The following is a 19,206-nucleotide window of genomic DNA, read 5'->3' on the forward strand; positions in this document are numbered from 1 at the left end:
GGCAAGGAGCCGGCGATTACAGGAAGACAGATATGATACGTTCGTTCATCGCAGCCGCCTTGATGGCGGCGCTTGCCGCTCCGCTCGGCGCCCAAACCGTCGATCAGGACGTGAAGTGCGCCGTTGCCAGCAACTTCTTCATGAAGGAAGAAAAGGATCCTGGCGGTCAGCAACTCGCCAAGGCGGCGTCCTTTTACTATCTCGGCCGCCTCGACACGCGGCTCTCTGTGCAGCAGCTGAATGCGGCGCTATTGGCGCAGGGCCGGACGATGAAAACCGCGGAACTGGCCCCGACCATGACAGCATGCGCGTCGCGCTTGGCCAACAAGGTTAAGGCACTGCAAGTCTCGGCGGGGCCGGCGCCAAAGCCCGGCGCGCCGAAGACGCCCACGCCCAAGGCCAAATAGCTGATCTGGAACGATGTTACATTCTGCCGTACCCCGCTTGCATCCACCCATCAGGATCGCGGCGCTCTATCATTTCACCCGCTTCCCGGATCCTGCGGCGTTGCAGGCGCCGCTCGCGCGGCTGTGCGAGGAAGAGGGCGTGAAGGGCACGCTGTTATTGGCTGGGGAAGGGGTTAACGGTACCATTGCCGGCCGCGATGCGGCGATCGAACGGGTGCTGGATCATGTCCGCGCGCTGCCGGGGTGCGCCGACCTCGCCTATAAGGAATCGCGCGCAGAGACGCTGCCCTTCCACCGCATGAAAGTCCGCATCAAGCGGGAGATCGTGACGATGGGCGAGCCGGACATCGACCCGGTTGCCAATGCGGGCGAATATGTCGCGCCAGAAGATTGGAACGCTCTGATCGACGATCCCGGAACGATCGTCATCGATACGCGCAACGATTATGAGGTTGCCATCGGCACCTTTGCCGGCGCGATCGATCCCCACACCCGCACCTTCCGCGATTTCCCTGCATGGTTCAGGGCGCATCGTGAAACCTTGTTGGGCGACACGCCGCCGAAGGTCGCGATGTTTTGCACCGGCGGCATACGCTGCGAAAAAGCGACGGCCTTTTTGAAGAGCGAGGGCGTCGACCAGGTCTATCACCTGCAAGGCGGCATTCTGAAATATCTGGAGACGATCCCGCCGGAGCATAGCCGGTGGGAAGGCGAATGTTTCGTGTTCGATCAACGCGTCAGCGTTGTGCACGGGCTGGAGCAGGGGGAATGCGAACTGTGCCATGCCTGCCGCATGCCGATCCGGCCGGAGGATCGCGCTTCGCCTTTGTATCAGGAAGGCGTGAGCTGCCCGGCTTGTCACGCAGACCGCACGGACGAACAGCGTGCGGGTTATGCCGAGCGCGAGCGGCAGACCCGCCTTGCCGCCGCACGCGGCGAAACGCATGTCGGCGCGACGCACCCGCAGGCGCGTGGCGACTGACCCAATCCTCTATAGCTTCCGCCGCTGTCCGTTCGCGATGCGCGCGCGCATGGCGCTACTGGTCAGCGGTACCACATGCGAGATCCGCGAGATCAAGCTGCGGGACAAACCGCCCGAGCTGCTTGCCGCGTCGCCCAAGGCGACCGTACCGGTGCTGGTGGCCGCCGATGGCGGCGTGATCGATCAGAGCCTGGATATCATGCGCTGGGCACTCCGCCGGAACGATCCGGAAGATTGGCTGGCTGGCGACGACCTCCCGCTGCTGGGCGCCAATGATGGTCCGTTCAAACATCATCTCGACCGGGCGAAATATCCGGGCCGCTACGAAGAGAGCGGCGATCATCGCGGGGAAGCGCTACGCTTGCTGGAGCCGTTGGAGACGCGGCTGCAGCGTACCGCTTATCTATGCGCAGATCGGCGCACGCTGACCGATATCGCCCTACTGCCTTTCGTGCGGCAATTCGCGCAGATCGACCGGCCTTGGTTCGATGCGCAGCCATATCCGGCCCTGCAGCGTTGGCTGCAGACATTGCTGGCCTCGCCTTTGTTCGAAGCGGCGATGATACGGCTGCCGGTCTGGCGGGCCGGCGATCCGCCGACCTTGTTCCCGGCCGCGTGAGAGGAGGATACCTTGGCTGACGACACGATCATCCAGACGCCCGATGGGCCGATGACCTGGGCGGAATGGAAGAAGAAGAACCCGCTTCAGGTGCCCTCGCGCCGAACCAAGGGCAAGGACCTGCCTAACAAGATCAAGCGGCGAACCGACGAAGGGTAATCAGGCGGGTTTCTTCGCCAGCCAGATGATGTGGCGCGCACCGCGCCCGGCATTGGTGCGCACGACCTGCTCTTCCACTTCGAAGCCTGCATTTTCCAGCCGCTGCGCGAACACCGCATGGGGCGACACCGACCAGACCGCAAGTATGCCGCCCGGTTGGAGCGCGGCCAAGGCGGTGCGAACGCCGCTACGATTGTAAAGCCTGTCGTTCGAGTTCAGCGTCAGCCCATCCGGGCCATTATCGACGTCCAGAAGGATGGCGTCATATTGGCCCCCGGCTTGAGCGATCAAGGAGCCGACATCGGTCAGGCGTACGTCGACCCGCGGATCGTCGAGGCTGCCCGCAAACAGTTCGGCCAGCGGCCCGCGCGCCCATTCGATCACCGCCGGCACGACTTCGGCCACCACGATCACCGCGCCCGGCCCGACGACGTCGAGCGCCGCACGCAGGGTGAAGCCCATGCCGAGCCCCCCGATCAGGATACGTGGGCTTTGGCCGCCGGGCATCCGCGCGGCCGCAAGGGTCGCCAGCGCCTCTTCCGAGCCTTTGACGCGGCTGTTCATCAGCTCGTTGCTGCCGAGCATGATCGAATATTCATGCCCGCGCTGCATCAGCCGCAGCGTGTCGCCCCCGGGGATCTGGGCGGTGTCGATCAGGGTCCGCGCGAGCATGACGCCTTCGAGGTCAGCCGCGACCCTGGCGTGCTTTCCGTGCGGCATAGCGCGCGTCGCGGGCGGCCTTCAGCTCCGCTTCCGTCTTCTGCGGTGCGAATTTGGCGGCAAGCCGCGCGGCATCCGCCTCCGCGGCGGCGCGCGCTTTCTCGGCCGCCCGGGCGTGGCGTTCGGCCTTCTCCTGTTCGCGCGCCTCGCGCTTCAGGCGGCTCTTCTCCGCTTCCGCCGCTGCGCGCGCCTCGGCTGCCGCACGCCGTTCCGCCACAACCGCATCATCAACCGGCGCCTTCGTCCGCAGCTTTTCGAGCGCCTTCATCTTGGCGTCGCGAGCAAGCGAGGCACGTTCGTGGAAACCGGGGTCTTTGAACGGAGGCATAAACGAGCAGAATCCTTGGTAACGGTGGAGGGTTGGGAAAGACGGCGTCGCTAGCAGAAAAAATCCGTGCCTGCAGCCGCTTCGGGTAAACTCTTCCTAAACCCTACATCAAAGTCCGCAAGGAGAGGATGAAACGCCACTTGCGCCTGTCTTCATAGAAGACCGGATTGTTGAAGCCGCGCGCCGCCTCCACCTGTACCATCGTGCGGTTTAGCAGCGCGATGCGGGCGCCCCCACCCCAGGATCCCAAATGGCTTTCGCTGGCGGCGAACCCGTTGCGGCTGCGATAGCGTACGCTGCCACGATCGACGAACATGTAAAGCTCGCTGCCATTGAACAGCTGCGGAACCTTGGTGGGATGGAAAGCGAGCTCGCCGGACACGCCGTAGCCGGTATCGCCCGAGATCAGCGCGGTCTCGTAAGCGCGCCCGAATTCATCGCCGCCGAGCGTGAATTGCTCGGTGGAGGGAAGGCGGTCGCTGGTAAGCTGAGCCGAACCGTTCAGGCGCAGGATCCATGTTTTGCCGATCAGCTTGTTGTCCGACAGGCGCAGGTTCGTCTTGCGAAAGCCCAGTTGCGATATGGTCGGGTCGAGCAAGCGGGCACCCAGCGCGTCGAGCCCGAAGCTCTGGGTCGCGCTGGCCGAAAATTGATTGGTCTGGCTGCTGAGCGTCAGCGATGCCGCGAGCCGCAGCGCACGCGTGCGCTCGTTCGAGAAGGTGAAGCCCAGGAAGGCGTTGTCGCTATTCACGCCGTCGAGCCCGGCGCTGAGCACGAGATTGGTATCGTAACTGCGGATCGCGGCGTAGCTCAGCTGCGCACCGCCGCTCGTCGCGGTACCCTTGAGCGGAAGGTCGCGCGGCCGCGTGCGCAATCTGCCTGCATTCAGTTGCACTGTCAGGCCATTGGCGTTCAGTGGCACCGAATAAGCACCGCTCAAGGACTGGTAATAAGGCGCTCGTACGGGGCGCGCATAGCTCAGCCTTACCTGATCGCCGCCCAGAAGAAGGCTATTGGCGTACAGATCGAGCTGTGCCTGGGCCTTTCCCAACAGCGCCGTACCGCGATTGTTGATCCCGAAGCCGAGCTGAAAAGGCTGCGGCTTGGCAGCAATGACCAGCTTCACGGCGCCGGGGCGTCCGCCGCGCTCGAAATCCACCGTCGGATTGAGGCCTGGAATATCCCGGATAAGCGATACGTAACGCTGGAGGCTGCGCTTCTGCAGCGGCTTTTCCTGCATCAGCGGTGCCACGTAGCGGCCGACGAGCCGTCGCATCTTGGCACCGGCGCCGCGGATAACGGCACTTTCGATATGGCCCTCCACGGCCGTCAGGCGCAGCACCCCCCCGGCATAATCCTGGTCGGGCGCGAGGATCGTGTACAAGGCGACGTCGGAGCGGCCATAAATCTCGCCGATGGCATTGATGATCGCCTGCATTTGCGTGGCATCCACCGGAGTGCCGATGAACCGGGCATAAGCCGGCGCGAGCTCGGCGGCGGGCAGGGTGGACCCTTCGATCGTCACAGCGGTCAGCGTGAAGCGCTGCACGGGGGCAACTTCGCGTTGCGGCGGCAGCTGTTGGATCGCGCGGCCGTGGCCGGGCCGTGCTGTCGGGCGTCGATCGGGACGATCCGGCGGCACGATGCCGCTGCGCGGATTGTCCTGCGCATGAAGAACGGCAGGCATGAGCAAGGCTGCAATGGCGAACAGACGAAGGTGCTGCATCGGCGCCTTAGCAGCAGCGCCGGCCGAGCGCCGCGGCGATCGTGGCTAGTACGGGATTGCTGGGGGTGCGCACGGAGGCCGCGGGAGGTGGAGCGACCGAACCGAGCACGGAGGCGACGGTTGTGAGCGATTGGTTGACCGCGGTCGTTACCGGCGCGCTAACGGCCGCAGGCGCCGGTAACGTAACGGCCGTCGTCAGCGCTCCCGATGCGACCGGTGCCGCTACCGAAGCCACGGGGGCGAGCGCCGTCGTGACCGGCGCCAAGGTCGAGGTCACGGGGGCAGCGATCGCAGTAACCGGCGCGAGTGCGGAGCCCGCCTGGGCGACAGCCGTCGTAACCGGCGGTGTCAAAGCAGGGGAATTGCTAGCGGCTAACCCGGGCAGCTCGGCACCCAGCGACAATTTGATCTGACCGGCCAGGTTCGCGTTCAGTCCGAGCTGCGCGGGCGATACCGCCAATGACGCTTCGCTTGGACCTAAGCTGGCGAGATTGGACACTGCGGCGAGCGTTGGCGCGGGCTTGACCGCGGACACGGGAAGAAGCGCATTTCCGCCGAGCAAAGCATAACCCGGCACACCCGATTGGATCGTGCCGGCCTCGGCCAGCGCTTGGACCGTGCCATCCTGTGCGGCGGCAATCTCATAGGCGCCATCGTCCGTCAGCACGAAGCTCAGCGGTGCCTGGGATATCGAGAGGCTGGAACCCGTCGCGCAGCCGGACAGCGAGACCAGAGCGGCAGCGAGGAGCGCAAGGCGTGGACGGGCAAGCATGATGATCATCGAGCGTTTCTTGCCGCGGCCGGAATGGAGCACGAGCCGCTCGATCTGTCGATCGGCGGCTCGCTCAATCCATTGGCCTTAATGGGGAAGCGCACCGGGCGCATTGCCCACCCCGGACAGGATGGGACGCTGGGTGGGGTTGCGCACCGAAATGCTGTTCGGACTATTCACCCCACCGGGGCCGTCGACGCCGACGATCCGGGCATTGTTGGCAACGCTGACCGACGCGGTCGAGCCGAAATGGTCGACCTTGCCCGATCCGACGCCGACACCCACGGCGGGACGCCCCTGCGACTGGACATCGACCACGGACGCACCCTGTTTCGTACCCGTGCCGACGGCCACGCCTGCCAGATTTTGCGTTGTACGCGCCGTCACGAGATTATTGGTCGCGGAAGCAAGTTGAGCGTTAGCTGAGCCGACCATTCCCACGCCGGCTATACAGCTGAGCGCCAACATCTTGTAAGAGAGAGCTTTACGCATCGAACATCTCCAAAGATTACATGCTCAAAACCTTTGTAAGATCAGTCACGTTCCGCATTTACTCCAAAAAATATGTCCATTTTGAAGAATTGCTGCGGTGCAAACTGAACATCGCCAGATTGTCGGGCGCGGCTGTTCCCAATAGGGCGGTTCATCGAAGGAACGGATCCCTGGATGCCGTTGCGGGATGGTAGAGCCCATAGGTTGAGTCCTGTCATCCTCTGGCAGCCGGATATAGGAAGGCTCCTGCTGGTCAGTAACAACCTGCCTGCAATGTGCGATATCTAGAGCAAAAGGAACGATGCTCCCTCTGCTCTTGCGGCGACAACACGCAACACTTCACGCGTTGCTGCGGTAGGAAATGCGCGCCGCTGGCGGCTCAGGCCGCTTCTTGTTCGGCGCGCTCGCGCTCTTCCCGACGGGCTGGAACCTTCGGTGCGATGTCGCCTTGGCCCGCCCGTTGCAGCAGCCGATTGATATAGTCGATCTTGGTGATGACGGTTGGCGACAGCTGGAAGGGATAGAGATCCGGCTGGCCCATGCTGCGATTCACTGCGTTCTCGGCAAAGGCGAACGGTCCCCATTCCTGCACGAGCTGGTTCGTATCCGCGCGATAGGGATTGAAGTCGACGGACGGTTCCTCTTCCTGCCACTTCCACTTGGTCATGCGCATGCCGAAGCCGTCCAGCGTCGCCAGCGCATCGATGATGTGCATGACATGGGCGAAGGTCTCGGCGAAATCTTCCCAAGGATGCATGGTGGCATAGGCGGAGACATAATCGCCGGACCAGCCGCCGCTGCCGCCATCGCCATAATGCTGTTTCTTCGCATCCTCGTAGCTGATCCGCTCGTCGCCGAAGAGCTTCCGGAAATTCTCGACTTCGTCCGTATCCTCGATCAGGCGCGAGAAATAATAATGGCCGACTTCATGCCGGAAATGGCCGAGGATGGTACGATAAGGTTCGCCCAGGCTGGTGCGCATCCGCTCGCGCTGGACGTCATCCGCCTCCAGCAGGTTGAGGGTGATCACGCCGGCTTCGTGGCCGGTCGTGATCTGAACCGTTCCGGTCTGCTCGCCGACGGGATCATACAGGAAGTCGAACGCCAGGCCCGGCGACGTGCCCTTCTGCGCGGCCTCGGCGATCGTGTCCGCGGGGAGGTTCAGGTGGAGCAAGGTGTGGAACAGCCGGCGCTTCGCAGCTTCGATCTTGGCCCAGCGTTCCGGGACGGTAGGGCCGGTGAGGTCCGGGATCGTGCGGTTATGCTTGCAGGCAAGGCACATGGGCTGGTTGCCCACAGCCGGCACCAGCCAATTGCAGATCTTGTAGATATTGTTGTTGGCGCAGACCACGACATCATGTTCCGCTCCTGCGGCATCGCGCCACGTCGTCGCGCCGTCGCCTAGGAACAGGAACTGGTCGCTCGCCGGATCATAGCCGAGCGTGAAGCTGCAATTGGGGCAGACGCGAACCTCGAAATGGTTCGGGCGCGCGCAATTGGGGCACGGATAGGGCTTCATAGGTCTTCCTGGGATCCCGCTGTTGCCCCCACAACGCACATCGGCGGCCGCAGTGCCCTTTTTTTCCTCTTGTCGAAATGGGCGTCACTCCGCACATCGGGGCCATGGCAGATCCCTATACGACGTTGGGTGTCGCGCGCGGCGCGGACGAAAGCACGATCAAGAAGGCCTATCGTAAGCTCGCCAAGGAGCTGCACCCCGACAAGAACAAGGATAATCCGAAAGCGGCCGCCCGCTTCTCGGAGGTGACACGCGCCTATGACCTGCTGTCGGATAAGGATAAGCGCGCGCAATTTGACCGTGGCGAGATTGACGAGCAGGGCAATCCCAAGGCGCCGTTCGGCTATGGCGGCCCGGGCGGTGGCGGTTTTGGTGGCGGCCGGGGCGGCCCCGGCGGCGGGTTCGAATTCGGCGACGCCGCCGCTGCCGATTTCGGCGATATTTTCGAAGGCATCTTCGGCAGCCGCCGCGGTTCTGCGGGTCCGTCGGGCTTTGGCGCGCGTGCCCGGCCGCAGCGCGGCGCCGACGTCGCCTATCGGCTGGCCGTCGATTTCGAGGATGCGGCCGCGCTGAAGCCGCAGCGGATCACCTTGTCCTCCGGCAAGACGATCGACCTGAAGATCACCGCCGACGCCGTTTCCGGCAAGGCGATGCGCCTCGCGGGGCAGGGGGAGCAGGGCGCTGCCGGTCCAGGCGACGCGACCGTGACCCTGGAAGTGATGCCCCACCGCTTCTTCAAGCGCGAAGGGGATGATGTCCGTCTCGATCTGCCCCTCCGGCTCGACGAGGCCGTGCTGGGCGCGCGCGTGCGGTTGCCCACCGTCGAAGGGGCGGTGATGATGACGATTCCGCCGGGCTCCAGTTCTGGCAAGATCCTGCGTCTCAAGGGCCGCGGTTTCCATCGTACCAACGGTACGCGCGGCGACCAGCTCGTCACGCTCATGATCGATATTCCGTCCGACGATGCGGCGCTCAAGCAATTCGTCGAAAATTGGAGCGGCGACACGGAACGCAACCCACGGACAGCTTTGGGCGTATAGCTGGGCAGGTCGCCCGGGGAGCCCGTCATTCAGGAAGTATCGCCCGAATCGCCTGAACGGCGTTGGGACCATGAACGGGCGGATCGACGCCATTCGCGCCTGTTCAACATTCTCAAGCGGATCGCTGTCGGCGTCTATTCCGATGGCTTCATCCATGCGGGCAACCTCGCTTACCTGGCGCTGATCTCGCTCTTCCCGTTCTTCATCGTGCTGGCCGCTTTGGCCCACGCGGTCGGCCACGGCTACGATACCGAAAATGCGGTCTACAGCTTCCTGCGTACCTTGCCGCGTTCGGTACGGGCCCTGTTGAGCCAGCCGATCGAGGATGTGCTGAAGCAACGCACCGGCGCCCTGTTGTGGGCAGGCGCGCTGGTGGGATTGTGGACGACCGGCAGCTTCATCGAAACGATCCGGGACATATTGCGCCGTGCTTATGGCATGCGCTTTTCCAAGCCCTTCTGGCATTATCGCTTATGGTCGGGCGTGCTGATCGTCGGCGCGGTGATGCTGATGCTGGCAGCCTTCACCGCGCAATTGCTGCTGACCGGCATCGCCAATTTTCTCGACCGCCTCGTGCCGGGTTCCGAGGAGATTACCGGGTGGATCGGGTGGGGCCGGCTGGCGCCGCTGGCTGCCTTGTTCTTCGCTTTGTACCTGATCTTCTATTCGCTCACGCCCAGCAAATATCGCTGGAGTAAATGCCCCAAATGGCCCGGCGCGGCCTTCACCACCGTCTGGTGGGCTTTAACCAGCGCGCTTCTACCATGGCTGCTGGGGTTGCTCGGCGGCTATGGACGGACCTATGGCAGCCTCGCCGGTTTCGTCGTCGCCTTATTCTTCTTCTGGCTGGTAGGGTTCGGCCTCGTCATCGGTGCCCACTTGAACGCAGCGCTGGCATCTACCCCGCACCACAGCGTAAGGGGCGAAGAGGCAGCATCAACGGAGGAATAATGGCCGGGCTGATGGAAGGAAAGCGGGGGCTCATCATGGGTCTCGCTAACGAAAAATCCCTCGCCTGGGGCATTGCCAAGGCTTTGAGCGCCCAAGGCGCAGAATTGGCGTTCAGCTACCAGGGTGCGGCGATGGAAAAGCGGGTTCGCCCGCTCGCGCAGGAACTGGGCGTGCCGCATCTCGTCGATTGCGACGTGTCGGACCCCGCCAATCTGGACCGCGCCTTCGCGGAACTGGCGGAGCGCTGGCCGACAATCGACTTCCTCGTCCATGCGATCGGCTTTTCCGACAAGAATGAGCTGCGCGGGCTTTATGTCGACACCAGCCTCGACAATTTCCTGATGACGATGAACATCTCGGCCTACTCATTCGTGGCGGTCACACGGCGGGCGCGGGCGATGATGCCGAACGGCGGCTCGATCCTAACTCTGACATACTATGGTGCCGAGAAGGTCGTCCCGCATTACAACGTCATGGGCGTCGCCAAGGCTGCGCTGGAAACCAGCGTCAAATATCTGGCGATGGATCTCGGGCCCGAGACTATCCGCGTCAACGCGATCTCCGCCGGCCCGATCCAGACGCTGGCCGCGCGCGGGATCGGCGATTTCAATTACATCCTCAAGTGGAATCAGCTTAACAGCCCGCTTCGCCGCAACGTCACGATTGAGGAAGTCGGCGGCGCCGGCCTCTACCTTCTGTCCGATCTCGCGAGCGGCGTTACGGGCGAAATCCACCATGTCGATGCCGGCTACAACGTCATCGGCATGAAAGCCGAAGACGCCCCCGACATCGCTTTGGCTTGAAAGATCCCTCTCCTCTTGGGGGAGAGGGTGCCCCTGCAACGCAGGGGCGGGTGTGGGTGACGCCGGATGCCGCAGACCCGCTACAACGAGGGCGATCAATCCGTCGCCAGATCGCGCCAACTTCGTCGGGATTCAACCCCCGCCGAACAGAGGCTCTGGTCGGCTCTGCGTGGTGCCTCGCTTGACGGTCGCAAATTCCGGCGCCAGCAGCGGCTCGGCATCTACTTTGGCGACTTCGTCTGCCAGTCGGCAAGACTTGTAATGGAAGTCGATGGTCGTACGCATGAAGGCCCAGAAGCCGCCGCGAAGGACGAGCGTCGTACGGCCTTCTTGGAGCATGAGGGATATCGCGTGGTTCGGTTTACCAACGCCGAAGTGATGAAGAACATTGAGGGTGTGGTTGGCGCGATCCGCGCTATGCTTTTGTCCGCCGCACCCTCACCCGCCCACGCTTCGCATGGACACCCTCTCCCCCAAGCGGAGAGGGCGGAATGAGCTACAACACGTTCGGGCGCGTCTTCCGTTTCACGACTTGGGGCGAGAGCCATGGGCCGGCGCTCGGCGCGGTGGTGGACGGTTGTCCACCGGGGCTCGACCTGACGGAAGCCGACATCCAACCTTGGCTCGAAAAACGCCGGCCGGGCACGTCGCGCTTCACCACCCAGCGGCAGGAACCGGATCAGGTCCGCATCCTCTCGGGCGTGTTCGACGGGCGCACGACCGGCACGCCGATCAGCCTGATGATCGAGAATGTCGACCAGCGCTCGAAGGATTATTCCGACGTTGCCAAGGCGTATCGGCCGGGACACGCCGATTATACCTACGATGCCAAATATGGCTTCCGCGATTATCGCGGCGGCGGCCGGTCCTCTGCGCGCGAAACGGCGGCGCGGGTGGCGGCGGGTGCGGTGGCGCGCTTGGTGATCCCCGAAGTGCGGATCCTGGCCTATCTGGTCGAGCTGGGCGGCGACGCGATCGACCGCGGCGCCTTCGCCGCGGCCGAGATCGAGAATAATCCCTTCTTCTGTCCCGACGCCGCAGCCGCAGCGCGCTGGGAGGCGATCGTGGATCGCGCGCGTAAGGACGGCTCTTCGGTCGGCGCGGTCGTGGAATGCGTGGCAGAAGGCGTGCCGGTTGGCTGGGGCGCTCCGCTTTATGCCAAGCTCGATAGCGAACTGGCCGCGGCGATGATGAGCATCAATGCCGCCAAGGGGGTTGAGATCGGCGACGGCTTTGCCGCCGCGCGCGCGACCGGGGTGGAGAATGCGGATGCGATGCGGCCCGGGCCAGATGGCAAGCCGTCTTTCTTATCCAATCATGCCGGCGGCATCCTCGGCGGCATTTCCACCGGTCAGCCGGTGGTGGTGCGCGTACCGTTCAAGCCGACCTCGTCGATCCTGACGCCGGTCGAGACGATCGGCAATGACGGCGAGCCGGCCGAGATCCGCACCAAGGGGCGGCATGATCCATGCGTCGGCATTCGCGGCGCGCCGGTGGTCGAGGCAATGATGGCGCTCGTGCTCGCCGATCAGAAGCTGCTGCACCGCGCCCAGATCGGCTGACCGGTACGACAGTGGGCCGGGGTCAGCGGATCAGGCGATACAGCCGACCGCGCGCCCGGCGGCAGCGAAAATGTCGATGATCTGCCCGACCTGGGCGTCGCTATGCTCGGCGCAGAGCGAGCAGCGCAGCAGGAAGGTTCCCGCCGGGGTCGCCGGGGGACGCGCCAAATTCACGTACAGCCCGCCTTCCAGCAGCGCCTGCCACAGCGCGACGGCGGTTTCCTGATCGGGCAGCATCACCGCGATGATCGCCGACTGTGCGGTTTCCGTCGCGATTTGATACCCCAGCTCCCGCAGCCCCTGGTGCAGGCGTCTGCTATTCTTCCACAGATGCGCGCGCTTATCCCCGGCATGCATCAGCTTGCGGATAGAGGTGGCGGCGGTGGCGACCACCGACGGCGGTAGCGAGGCCGTAAACACATAGGGCCTGCAGACGAGACGCAGCACCTCGAAATCCGGATGATTGGAAACACAGAAGCCGCCCACCGTGCCGACCGATTTCGAGAAGGTGCCGACGACGAAGTCGATGTCCTTTTCGACGCCCATCTCTTCATAGACGCCGCGACCATTGGGCCCGAAAAAGCCCATGCCGTGCGCTTCGTCGCACAGGATCATGGCGCCATGCTTCTTGGCGACCGCAACCATCTCGGGCAGCGGCGCGACATCGCCGAACATCGAATAGACGCCCTCGAGCACGACCAGCTTGCCCGCATCCTTGGGCAGGCGCCCGAGCCGCTTGTCGAGATCCTCGACGCTATTGTGCCGGAAGCGGACAATCTCGGCATTGCCGAGCCAGCAACCGTCATAGATCGACGCGTGGCTGTCGGCGTCGAGGATGATGTAATCGCCCTTGCCGGCGAGCGTCGAGATCACGCCAAGATTGGCCTGGTAGCCCGTCGAAAAGACGATTGCGTGGTCGGTGCCGTAAAATTCCTTGAGCGCGTCCTCGCACTCTTTGTGGCCTTGGTACGTGCCGTTGAGCACGCGGCTGCCGGTGGTGCCCGAACCAAATTCGTCCAGGGCCTTCTTGCCGGCGGCGACCACATCGGGGTCGAACGTCATGCCCATGTAATTGTAGGTACCGAGCAGGATCGTATCCTTGCCCTGGATCACCGCCAATGTCGGCGATTTAACCTCGGTCATCACGATCGAAAATGGGTCGCGAACGCCGGTGGCGAGCAATGCCTCGCGTTCGTTGATCAGCGGCTTGAACTTACTCAGCAGATCGTGCGCGCCGGCCGGGTTCGGCAGATCGGCCAGGCTTACATCTTCGGGCGTGTCGATGGCGTCGGTCATCAGTTCGGCTTCTTCAGCTTGGCGATCGTATCGACCAGCTGGCCGATCGTCTCGATGTCGGCCTGCATGTTCATCGTGATGAGAATGTCGAACTCGTCCTCGATCGCGGCGACGAAATCCATCACCGTCAGGCTGTCCCATTCCAGGTCGCCCGCAAAGGTCGTGTCGGTGGTGAGCGAGATGCCCTTCTTGTTGAAGGGCTCGATCTGCTCGGCAACGCGTTCGAAGATTTCGTCGTGATCGTTCATGATCCGCCTTTACGGAAGGTTGCGCGGCCTTGCCAAGCGATTGCGGCATGAAGGCGGCGTTTCTAAAGCCAACCCTCGGCGCGATACCATTGCGCGGTCGCTTTCAGCCCTTCCTCCGTGGAAATGCGCGGCGTCCATAGCTCGCTCGGGGGGCGCGCATGCGGCGCGGCCGTCCAATCCGGATGGCAGAAATAAGCGACCCGGTCCGGCGTGAGCTTGGCCTTCTCACCGCGGATCAGCCGGTCGAGCCGTACGCCGATCGGCAACAGGGCCTTGGGCATGGATAAGGGCACGACGCTTTTGCCGACCGCGCGTCCGATCGCCCGCGCCAGCTCGACGGTCGTCCAGCCGCCATCACGACCATCATCAGGCTCATAGGTGCGGCAAAAGCTCGTTTCCCTGCCGAGGCAGGTCAGAATAAGTGCGCACAAGTCTTGTACGTGGATGAGGGAAAGGCGCCCACCCGGGGGTAGCGGTAAGAGGCGACGCTTGGCGAAGCGAAACAGGTCCAGCATTTCGCGATCGCGTGGCCCATAGACGGCGGGCGGGCGAATGATCGTCCAGTTGCGCCCCGCCGCGATCACCGGCTCTTCGGATTCATATTTGGAGCGGCCATAGGTCGAAAGCTGCGGCTCGCGCGCGGCCAGCGACGAAATATGGATGAAGCGTGTGATGCCGGCGCCTGCTGCCGCGGCCAGCATCGCTTCGGTCCCCATCACATTGCCGGCATGAAAGGCTTCGGGCGAGCCGTTGATCACGCCCGCGACATGAACGACCGCATCGCAGCCGCTGCACAGACGCGCGAGGCTTTGCGGTTGATCCAGTGCGCCGTCGATCCAGGTCAATCCCAGCTGGGGCGGCTGGGGGCGACGCGTGAGCGCCCGCACCTGATGACCGGCGGCCAGCGCCTGTTCGATGAGATGGGAGCCGACGAAGCCGGTTCCGCCGGTGATGGCGATCCGCATTAGAGCAGCACCAGATGATCGCGATGCACCAGCGCCGCGCGCGGCGCATAGCCGAGCAAGGCGGCATGGGCGTCGCGCCGGTGGCCCACGATGCGTGCGGCATCCACCGCATCATATTCGCTGAGGCCCCGCGCCACCTTCAGCCCGGCCGGATCGGTAATCTCGATCACGTCGCCGCGGGCAAATCGTCCGTCCACCGCCACGGCCCCTGCGGCGAGAAGGCTCGATCCCTGCCGCAACGCGGCGACCGCGCCGGCATCAACCGTTACTCTGCCATGGGCGGTCAGCCGACCCGCAAGCCAGGCTTTACGGGCGGAGGCCCCGCCGGGGCTCACGAAGACGGTGCCACGTCCGCTCTCCGTAAACGAGGCCAAAGGATGGTCGGTCTTGCCCGAGATGATCGCGAGATGCGCACCGCCGGCTTGTGCGATTCGCGCCGCTTCCAGTTTCGATACCATTCCGCCCGATCCCATCCCCGAATCGGAGCCCGAATCGGCCATGGCTCGGATCCCGGCATCGATCTCGGTGACTTCCGGGATCAATGTGGCGGCGGGATCGCGGTTGGGGTTGGCCGTATAGAGACCGTCGACATCGGATAGCAGGATAACGCCGCCGGCGCCCGCCGCCTGCGCGATCCGCGCCGCCAGTCGATCATTGTCGCCGAAGCGTATCTCTTCGGTCGCAACCGAGTCATTCTCGTTGATCACTGGGATCACGCCGAGCGCGAGAAGCCGATCCAGCGTCGCTGCTGCGTTCAGATATCGGCGCCGGTCCTCCAGGTCGCCGAGCGTGACCAGCATCTGCGCGGCCGTGAGGTCTTGGCCCCCGAGCAGTTCGGCCCAGGCATGGCTGAGCCCGATCTGACCCGTCGCTGCCGCGGCCTGCGCATCCTCCAGCGTGGCACGTCCTCCTTTTTGGAGACCCAGGCGACGTGCGCCCAAGGCAATCGCGCCGGAGGAGACGATCGCGATCTGCTGCCCGGCGCGGGATCGATCCGCGATGTCGGCTACGATCCCGGTCAGCCATTCCCGCCGGATCGTGCCGGCGGGGTCGACCAGCAACGACGAGCCGATCTTGATGATCAGCCGCTGGCACATGCCGGGCGCGAAGCGGGCCGCGCCTAGATGGGCGACCATTCTTCGGCTTCCTCGGCCTTTGGTGTGACCGGCCCCAGCTCGGCGACGATGCGATCGAGCGCGACATCCACGCCTTCGCCGCTTGCGCCGGACAGAAGGATCGGCGTCTCGCCCGCGACCTTGGCAAGTTTCTTGGCCAGCTTCGCGACGTCCTTCGGATCGAGCGCATCGATCTTGTTGAGCGCCAGGATTTCAGGTTTGTCGACCAGGCCCGCACCATAAGCTTCAAGCTCGCCCCGCACGATCCGCCAAGCCTCGATCGGATCGTCACCGCTGGCGTCCACCAGGTGCAACAACACGCGGCATCGCTCGATATGGCCCAGGAACCGATCGCCGATCCCTGCGCCCTCTGCCGCACCCTCGATCAGGCCGGGAATGTCGGCGATGACGAACTCGCGCCCGAACCGGCTGGCAACCCCCAACTGGGGATGGATCGTGGTGAACGGATAGGCGCCCACCTTGGCACCGGCATTGCTGACGGCATTGATGAAGGTCGACTTGCCGGCATTGGGCAAGCCCACCAGTCCGGCATCGGCCAGCAGCTTCAGCCGCAGCCAGACATACATTTCCTCGCCCGGCCAGCCGGGGCCATGCTGCCGGGGCGCACGATTGGTCGAGGTCTTGTAGCTGGCATTGCCGCGGCCGCCGTCGCCTCCCTTCAGGAAGACGATTCGCTGACCAACCTCTGTGAAGTCTGCCAGCACCTGTTCCTTGTCGTCCGACAGAACCTGCGTTCCGACCGGGACCTTGATGACCAGATCCTCGCCGCCGGCTCCGGTGCGATCGGTGCCGGCGCCCGGGCTGCCGCGCTGTGCCCGGAAATGTTGCGTGTAGCGAAAGTCGATCAGCGTGTTGAGGCCGGGCACCGCCTCAAAGATGATGTCCCCGCCTTTACCGCCATTGCCGCCATCGGGGCCGCCATATTCGATGAACTTCTCACGCCGGAACGACACCGCGCCCGGCCCGCCGCTCCCGGAGCGGATGAAGATCTTGGCTTGATCTAAAAAATGCATCGCTGCCGCATAGAACCAGAATGGCCTCAGGCGAAGCGCTTTGCGCGATGCCCGCCTCCGGCGCCTCGCACATATTGCGCACTGCCTGAACGGTGCTTGCCGCCGCAGATCAGAAGGGCACAGCCTTCCGGTCTGCGGGCCGGCGTGGAATATCTGCCGGGTGAGCTAGGACGGCGGGTGTCAGGCCGCCATCGCTTTCGCGCGCTGGTCGCCGTCCCGCGCCAGCAACTGCATCTCTATCGGTTCCGTCCGCGCGTGGCTGGTCGCCCAGCCCGTGGCACCGGTCGGCACGAAGCCCAGCTTGCGCAATACCTTCCCTGACGCAGGATTGTCGGTGGCGTGGCTGGCGATGAGCCGGGGCAGCCGCAAGCTTTCATCGGCAAGCGCCACGACCGCGCGGCCTGCTTCGGTGGCATAGCCCTTGCCCCAATGATCCCGCGCGATCCAATAGCCCAGGTTCGGAATATCGTCCTGGATGCTGATGACGCCAATCGGCTCCGGCCGGTCGCGCAGGCAGATAAGGAAGCGCGGACGCCGCGGCTCCTGCGGCCGCGCAAGGAAGTGTTCGGCGTCGGCCAGGCCGTAAGGCCAGGGAACTCGCGACAGGTTGCGCACGATTCGCTCGTCGCTGAGCGCGCGGGACAAGGCTGGCGCGTCTTCGGCCCAGCCCGGTCTCAACAGCAATCGTTCGGTGATCGCGAACATGAATCGTCTCCTTTGTTCGCCCTGCCGCGGAAGCATGACGCCGCCGCGACACAGGCATCAGGGAGACACGAAAAAGGGAGGCGGGGCGACCCGTCTCCCTGATGATCCAGCGTACCGGATCTTCGGGTCGCCCTGTGGACGACCCGTTTTCACGTTCGTCCGTTACTCGGCCGCTTCCGCGGTAATCACGCTTACGTACGAACGACCCAGTTTGCCCGTGTGGAAGGCGACGCGGCCCTCGCCGAGTGCAAACAGGGTATGGTCCTTGCCCATGCCGACGTTCACGCCGGGATAGACCTTCGTGCCGCGCTGGCGGACGATGATGTTGCCACCGATGACGGTTTCGCCACCGAACTTCTTGACGCCAAGGCGGCGGCCTGCCGAATCGCGGCCGTTGCGCGACGAGCCGCCTGCTTTCTTATGTGCCATTGCTCGTTAGCTCCTGCTTACGCTTCGGCGGCCGCGGGAGCGGCTTCCGGAGCGGTCTTCTTGGCCGAGGACTTCTTTGCCGCAGCCTTGTTGTCGTCAGCCTTGTGATCGCCGATCGCGGTGATCTTCAGGACCGTGTGATACTGGCGGTGGCCGTTGCGGCGCCGATAATTGTGGCGGCGGCGCTTCTTGAACACGATCACCTTGTCGCCGCGGCCCTGGGCTAGGATCTCCGCCGAAACCGTCAGACCCTCGACCGAGCGCAGCTCCGAGCCTTCGCCCGCAAGCAGAACGTCGCCCAGCGTGACGGCCGCACCGGCGTCTCCATCCAGCTTTTCGACGACAATCTTATCTCCGGCGGCGACGCGATACTGCTTGCCGCCAGTGCGCACGATAGCGAACATGGCTCTCTCTTACTTTTGAATTCCGGATCGAAGGCCGTCCCGAAGGGGCCCGCGAAAGCGCGCCAGCTATGCGCTTTGACGTCCGCTGTCAAGGTAAAGGCGCAGGAAAGCCCCTTAGCGGGCGTTCTGCTCCAGGAACTTACGGAAACACCCGGTCTGCCCGTTGGAGCCGATCGGGGAGCAGCTGTCGGGCAAGCCCTCACGGCTGATATATTCCAGCACCTTGGCCGTGCCAGCCCAGCTGCCGTCGCGGGCGGCATTATATTGGCGTCCGCGAAACTGCTTGGGAATGCGATAGCGCTCGCTCTCCGGCTGCCTGGCGCAGACAACCACCTCGTCGGCAGTGCTGCGGGGGCAGGGATCGTCGCCGAAGATGACGAGTGTGGCGATTCGCTCCGTCGTCCCGCTCGCCGGCGCGGGCTTGGCCGCCATCGCGGCAGGGGCGGCGACGAGCGCCAGCAAGGGCAGGAGGAGTGCGCGCGTCATGCCTGTTTCATCCGCCTCAATCGATGAGCGCGCCCTGAACGACTCACTTGGGCAAGGGCGATTCGGCGATGGCGGCGGCGTCCTGCTTCTTTTCGGCTCGCGCAGCCCGCATCTGCTGGCCCCAACAGCCCGTCCAGCCGCCGGCACCGGTATTGGTGCAGCTGCCTGTGCCCGCCGCGCCGACGTTGGAAACGGACGCCGCGCGCTGCGACCAAGGCTGATCCTTGGGTGCGAGGGGCCCGGACCTTAGCGATTGGGGGATGCGATAACGCTCGCTTTCCGGTGCACGCACGCAGATCGTGCCTTCCGGGCAGGGGTCGCTGCCATAGACCACCAAAGCGCGGTCATTCTGCTGGGCGAATGCCGGCGCTCCGACAAGCGTAGCGAGGATCGCAGCCCCAGGGAGCAACATGTGCTTGATCATGGCCATTCTCCTCCAGTCTC

The 19,206-nt window shown here is 64.2% G+C and carries 25 protein-coding genes; 9 read left to right on the forward strand and 16 right to left on the reverse strand.

Annotation, left to right across the window (positions count from 1 at the left end; genetic code table 11):
- Nucleotides 1-32: 32 nt before the first annotated feature.
- The 4 genes from ACOJSI_RS18170 to ACOJSI_RS18185 are packed head-to-tail and all read left to right on the forward strand — an operon-like array spanning nt 33 to nt 2,167.
- Nucleotides 33-407: a hypothetical protein gene (locus ACOJSI_RS18170; protein WP_420139722.1), complete on the forward strand. Its 375-nt coding sequence runs from the start codon at nt 33-35 to the stop codon at nt 405-407.
- A gap of 13 nt (nt 408-420) precedes the next feature.
- A complete protein-coding gene (locus ACOJSI_RS18175; RefSeq protein ID WP_420139723.1) occupies nt 421-1,389 on the forward strand; it encodes a rhodanese-related sulfurtransferase in 969 nt (322 codons plus the stop codon).
- The gene (locus ACOJSI_RS18180) at nt 1,379-2,008 is read left to right on the forward strand and encodes a glutathione S-transferase (protein ID WP_420139724.1); all 630 of its coding nucleotides are present in this window, start codon (nt 1,379-1,381) and stop codon (nt 2,006-2,008) included. The genes ACOJSI_RS18175 and ACOJSI_RS18180 overlap by 11 nt, the downstream gene beginning before the upstream one ends.
- A 12-nt stretch (nt 2,009-2,020) precedes the next feature.
- The gene (locus ACOJSI_RS18185; protein ID WP_420139725.1) at nt 2,021-2,167 is read left to right on the forward strand and encodes a hypothetical protein; all 147 of its coding nucleotides are present in this window, start codon (nt 2,021-2,023) and stop codon (nt 2,165-2,167) included.
- On the opposite strand, the gene ACOJSI_RS18190 is transcribed toward ACOJSI_RS18185, so the two are convergent.
- The 6 genes from ACOJSI_RS18190 to ACOJSI_RS18215 form a co-directional block, all read right to left on the reverse strand.
- A complete protein-coding gene (locus tag ACOJSI_RS18190; RefSeq protein WP_420139726.1) occupies nt 2,168-2,839 on the reverse strand; it encodes a spermidine synthase in 672 nt (223 codons plus the stop codon).
- 13 nt (nt 2,840-2,852) lie between these two features.
- Nucleotides 2,853-3,215, reverse strand: a complete 363-nt coding sequence (locus ACOJSI_RS18195) for a DUF6481 family protein (protein WP_420139727.1) — start codon at nt 3,213-3,215, stop codon at nt 2,853-2,855.
- A 103-nt stretch (nt 3,216-3,318) separates the two neighbouring features.
- On the reverse strand, nt 3,319-4,941 hold the full coding sequence (locus ACOJSI_RS18200; RefSeq protein WP_420139728.1) for a ShlB/FhaC/HecB family hemolysin secretion/activation protein: 1,623 nt from the start codon (nt 4,939-4,941) through the stop codon (nt 3,319-3,321).
- A 7-nt stretch (nt 4,942-4,948) separates the two neighbouring features.
- Entirely contained in the window at nt 4,949-5,722 is a 774-nt protein-coding gene (locus ACOJSI_RS18205; protein WP_420139729.1) for a hypothetical protein, read from the reverse strand.
- Nucleotides 5,723-5,800: 78 nt separating this feature from the next.
- A complete protein-coding gene (locus ACOJSI_RS18210; RefSeq protein WP_420139730.1) occupies nt 5,801-6,205 on the reverse strand; it encodes a hypothetical protein in 405 nt (134 codons plus the stop codon).
- 379 nt (nt 6,206-6,584) lie between these two features.
- Nucleotides 6,585-7,724, reverse strand: a complete 1,140-nt coding sequence (locus tag ACOJSI_RS18215; RefSeq protein WP_420139731.1) for a zinc-binding metallopeptidase family protein — start codon at nt 7,722-7,724, stop codon at nt 6,585-6,587.
- Nucleotides 7,725-7,828: 104 nt separating this feature from the next.
- Here ACOJSI_RS18215 and ACOJSI_RS18220 point away from each other — a divergent pair, with 104 nt between their 5' ends.
- The 5 genes from ACOJSI_RS18220 to aroC all read left to right on the forward strand — a co-directional run bounded on the left by ACOJSI_RS18220 (nt 7,829) and on the right by aroC (nt 12,080).
- Nucleotides 7,829-8,764: a DnaJ C-terminal domain-containing protein gene (locus tag ACOJSI_RS18220; RefSeq protein WP_420139732.1), complete on the forward strand. Its 936-nt coding sequence runs from the start codon at nt 7,829-7,831 to the stop codon at nt 8,762-8,764.
- Nucleotides 8,765-8,914: 150 nt separating this feature from the next.
- Nucleotides 8,915-9,715 (forward strand): YihY/virulence factor BrkB family protein, encoded by an 801-nt coding sequence (locus ACOJSI_RS18225; RefSeq protein ID WP_420139787.1) that lies wholly within the window; start codon nt 8,915-8,917, stop codon nt 9,713-9,715.
- Nucleotides 9,715-10,518, forward strand: coding sequence for an enoyl-ACP reductase FabI (fabI, locus tag ACOJSI_RS18230; protein WP_420139733.1), 804 nt, complete (start codon nt 9,715-9,717; stop codon nt 10,516-10,518). Before ACOJSI_RS18225 ends, fabI begins: the two co-directional genes overlap by 1 nt.
- Nucleotides 10,519-10,584: 66 nt before the next feature.
- The gene (locus tag ACOJSI_RS18235; protein WP_420139734.1) at nt 10,585-11,013 is read left to right on the forward strand and encodes an endonuclease domain-containing protein; all 429 of its coding nucleotides are present in this window, start codon (nt 10,585-10,587) and stop codon (nt 11,011-11,013) included.
- Entirely contained in the window at nt 11,010-12,080 is a 1,071-nt protein-coding gene (gene aroC, locus ACOJSI_RS18240) for a chorismate synthase (protein ID WP_420139735.1), read from the forward strand. The genes ACOJSI_RS18235 and aroC overlap by 4 nt, the downstream gene beginning before the upstream one ends.
- A gap of 30 nt (nt 12,081-12,110) precedes the next feature.
- On the opposite strand, the gene spt is transcribed toward aroC, so the two are convergent.
- The 10 genes from spt to ACOJSI_RS18290 all read right to left on the reverse strand — a co-directional run bounded on the left by spt (nt 12,111) and on the right by ACOJSI_RS18290 (nt 19,186).
- A complete protein-coding gene (gene spt / locus ACOJSI_RS18245) occupies nt 12,111-13,376 on the reverse strand; it encodes a serine palmitoyltransferase (protein ID WP_420139736.1) in 1,266 nt (421 codons plus the stop codon).
- Nucleotides 13,376-13,624, reverse strand: coding sequence for an acyl carrier protein (locus tag ACOJSI_RS18250; protein ID WP_420139737.1), 249 nt, complete (start codon nt 13,622-13,624; stop codon nt 13,376-13,378). The genes spt and ACOJSI_RS18250 overlap by 1 nt, the downstream gene beginning before the upstream one ends.
- 62 nt (nt 13,625-13,686) lie before the next feature.
- On the reverse strand, nt 13,687-14,589 hold the full coding sequence (locus ACOJSI_RS18255; RefSeq protein WP_420139738.1) for an NAD-dependent epimerase/dehydratase family protein: 903 nt from the start codon (nt 14,587-14,589) through the stop codon (nt 13,687-13,689).
- The gene (proB, locus tag ACOJSI_RS18260) at nt 14,589-15,725 is read right to left on the reverse strand and encodes a glutamate 5-kinase (RefSeq protein ID WP_420139739.1); all 1,137 of its coding nucleotides are present in this window, start codon (nt 15,723-15,725) and stop codon (nt 14,589-14,591) included. Before proB ends, ACOJSI_RS18255 begins: the two co-directional genes overlap by 1 nt.
- Nucleotides 15,710-16,738: a GTPase ObgE gene (gene obgE, locus ACOJSI_RS18265; protein WP_420139740.1), complete on the reverse strand. Its 1,029-nt coding sequence runs from the start codon at nt 16,736-16,738 to the stop codon at nt 15,710-15,712. The genes proB and obgE overlap by 16 nt, the downstream gene beginning before the upstream one ends.
- 180 nt (nt 16,739-16,918) lie before the next feature.
- The gene (locus ACOJSI_RS18270) at nt 16,919-17,443 is read right to left on the reverse strand and encodes a GNAT family N-acetyltransferase (protein ID WP_420139741.1); all 525 of its coding nucleotides are present in this window, start codon (nt 17,441-17,443) and stop codon (nt 16,919-16,921) included.
- 162 nt (nt 17,444-17,605) lie between these two features.
- The gene (gene rpmA, locus ACOJSI_RS18275) at nt 17,606-17,872 is read right to left on the reverse strand and encodes a 50S ribosomal protein L27 (protein WP_420139742.1); all 267 of its coding nucleotides are present in this window, start codon (nt 17,870-17,872) and stop codon (nt 17,606-17,608) included.
- 17 nt (nt 17,873-17,889) lie between these two features.
- Entirely contained in the window at nt 17,890-18,276 is a 387-nt protein-coding gene (gene rplU, locus ACOJSI_RS18280) for a 50S ribosomal protein L21 (protein ID WP_420139743.1), read from the reverse strand.
- 114 nt (nt 18,277-18,390) lie between these two features.
- Nucleotides 18,391-18,762, reverse strand: a complete 372-nt coding sequence (locus ACOJSI_RS18285; protein ID WP_420139744.1) for a hypothetical protein — start codon at nt 18,760-18,762, stop codon at nt 18,391-18,393.
- Between the two features lie 43 nt (nt 18,763-18,805).
- The gene (locus tag ACOJSI_RS18290; protein ID WP_420139745.1) at nt 18,806-19,186 is read right to left on the reverse strand and encodes a hypothetical protein; all 381 of its coding nucleotides are present in this window, start codon (nt 19,184-19,186) and stop codon (nt 18,806-18,808) included.
- Between the last annotated feature and the right edge of the window lie 20 nt (nt 19,187-19,206).

This window comes from Sphingomonas sp. (assembly GCF_048595155.1).
Taxonomy (GTDB): domain Bacteria; phylum Pseudomonadota; class Alphaproteobacteria; order Sphingomonadales; family Sphingomonadaceae; genus Sphingomonas_I.

Bases quoted from the DNA above. Each gene is read 5' to 3' on its own strand.
- ACOJSI_RS18235 (WP_420139734.1), top strand. From the start codon at position 10,585: ATGCCGCAGACCCGCTACAACGAGGGCGATCAATCCGTCGCCAGATCG.
- proB (WP_420139739.1), bottom strand. From the start codon at position 15,725: ATGGTCGCCCATCTAGGCGCGGCCCGCTTCGCGCCCGGCATGTGCCAG.
- rplU (WP_420139743.1), bottom strand. From the start codon at position 18,276: ATGTTCGCTATCGTGCGCACTGGCGGCAAGCAGTATCGCGTCGCCGCC.
- ACOJSI_RS18285 (WP_420139744.1), bottom strand. From the start codon at position 18,762: ATGACGCGCGCACTCCTCCTGCCCTTGCTGGCGCTCGTCGCCGCCCCT.
- ACOJSI_RS18270 (WP_420139741.1), bottom strand. From the start codon at position 17,443: ATGTTCGCGATCACCGAACGATTGCTGTTGAGACCGGGCTGGGCCGAA.
- ACOJSI_RS18290 (WP_420139745.1), bottom strand. From the start codon at position 19,186: ATGATCAAGCACATGTTGCTCCCTGGGGCTGCGATCCTCGCTACGCTT.
- ACOJSI_RS18250 (WP_420139737.1), bottom strand. From the start codon at position 13,624: ATGAACGATCACGACGAAATCTTCGAACGCGTTGCCGAGCAGATCGAG.
- ACOJSI_RS18255 (WP_420139738.1), bottom strand. From the start codon at position 14,589: ATGCGGATCGCCATCACCGGCGGAACCGGCTTCGTCGGCTCCCATCTC.
- fabI (WP_420139733.1), top strand. From the start codon at position 9,715: ATGGCCGGGCTGATGGAAGGAAAGCGGGGGCTCATCATGGGTCTCGCT.
- spt (WP_420139736.1), bottom strand. From the start codon at position 13,376: ATGACCGACGCCATCGACACGCCCGAAGATGTAAGCCTGGCCGATCTG.
- ACOJSI_RS18190 (WP_420139726.1), bottom strand. From the start codon at position 2,839: ATGCTCGCGCGGACCCTGATCGACACCGCCCAGATCCCCGGGGGCGAC.
- ACOJSI_RS18205 (WP_420139729.1), bottom strand. From the start codon at position 5,722: ATGATCATCATGCTTGCCCGTCCACGCCTTGCGCTCCTCGCTGCCGCT.
- ACOJSI_RS18200 (WP_420139728.1), bottom strand. From the start codon at position 4,941: ATGCAGCACCTTCGTCTGTTCGCCATTGCAGCCTTGCTCATGCCTGCC.
- ACOJSI_RS18215 (WP_420139731.1), bottom strand. From the start codon at position 7,724: ATGAAGCCCTATCCGTGCCCCAATTGCGCGCGCCCGAACCATTTCGAG.
- aroC (WP_420139735.1), top strand. From the start codon at position 11,010: ATGAGCTACAACACGTTCGGGCGCGTCTTCCGTTTCACGACTTGGGGC.
- ACOJSI_RS18175 (WP_420139723.1), top strand. From the start codon at position 421: ATGTTACATTCTGCCGTACCCCGCTTGCATCCACCCATCAGGATCGCG.
- ACOJSI_RS18220 (WP_420139732.1), top strand. From the start codon at position 7,829: ATGGCAGATCCCTATACGACGTTGGGTGTCGCGCGCGGCGCGGACGAA.
- obgE (WP_420139740.1), bottom strand. From the start codon at position 16,738: ATGCATTTTTTAGATCAAGCCAAGATCTTCATCCGCTCCGGGAGCGGC.
- ACOJSI_RS18210 (WP_420139730.1), bottom strand. From the start codon at position 6,205: ATGCGTAAAGCTCTCTCTTACAAGATGTTGGCGCTCAGCTGTATAGCC.
- rpmA (WP_420139742.1), bottom strand. From the start codon at position 17,872: ATGGCACATAAGAAAGCAGGCGGCTCGTCGCGCAACGGCCGCGATTCG.
- ACOJSI_RS18195 (WP_420139727.1), bottom strand. From the start codon at position 3,215: ATGCCTCCGTTCAAAGACCCCGGTTTCCACGAACGTGCCTCGCTTGCT.
- ACOJSI_RS18170 (WP_420139722.1), top strand. From the start codon at position 33: ATGATACGTTCGTTCATCGCAGCCGCCTTGATGGCGGCGCTTGCCGCT.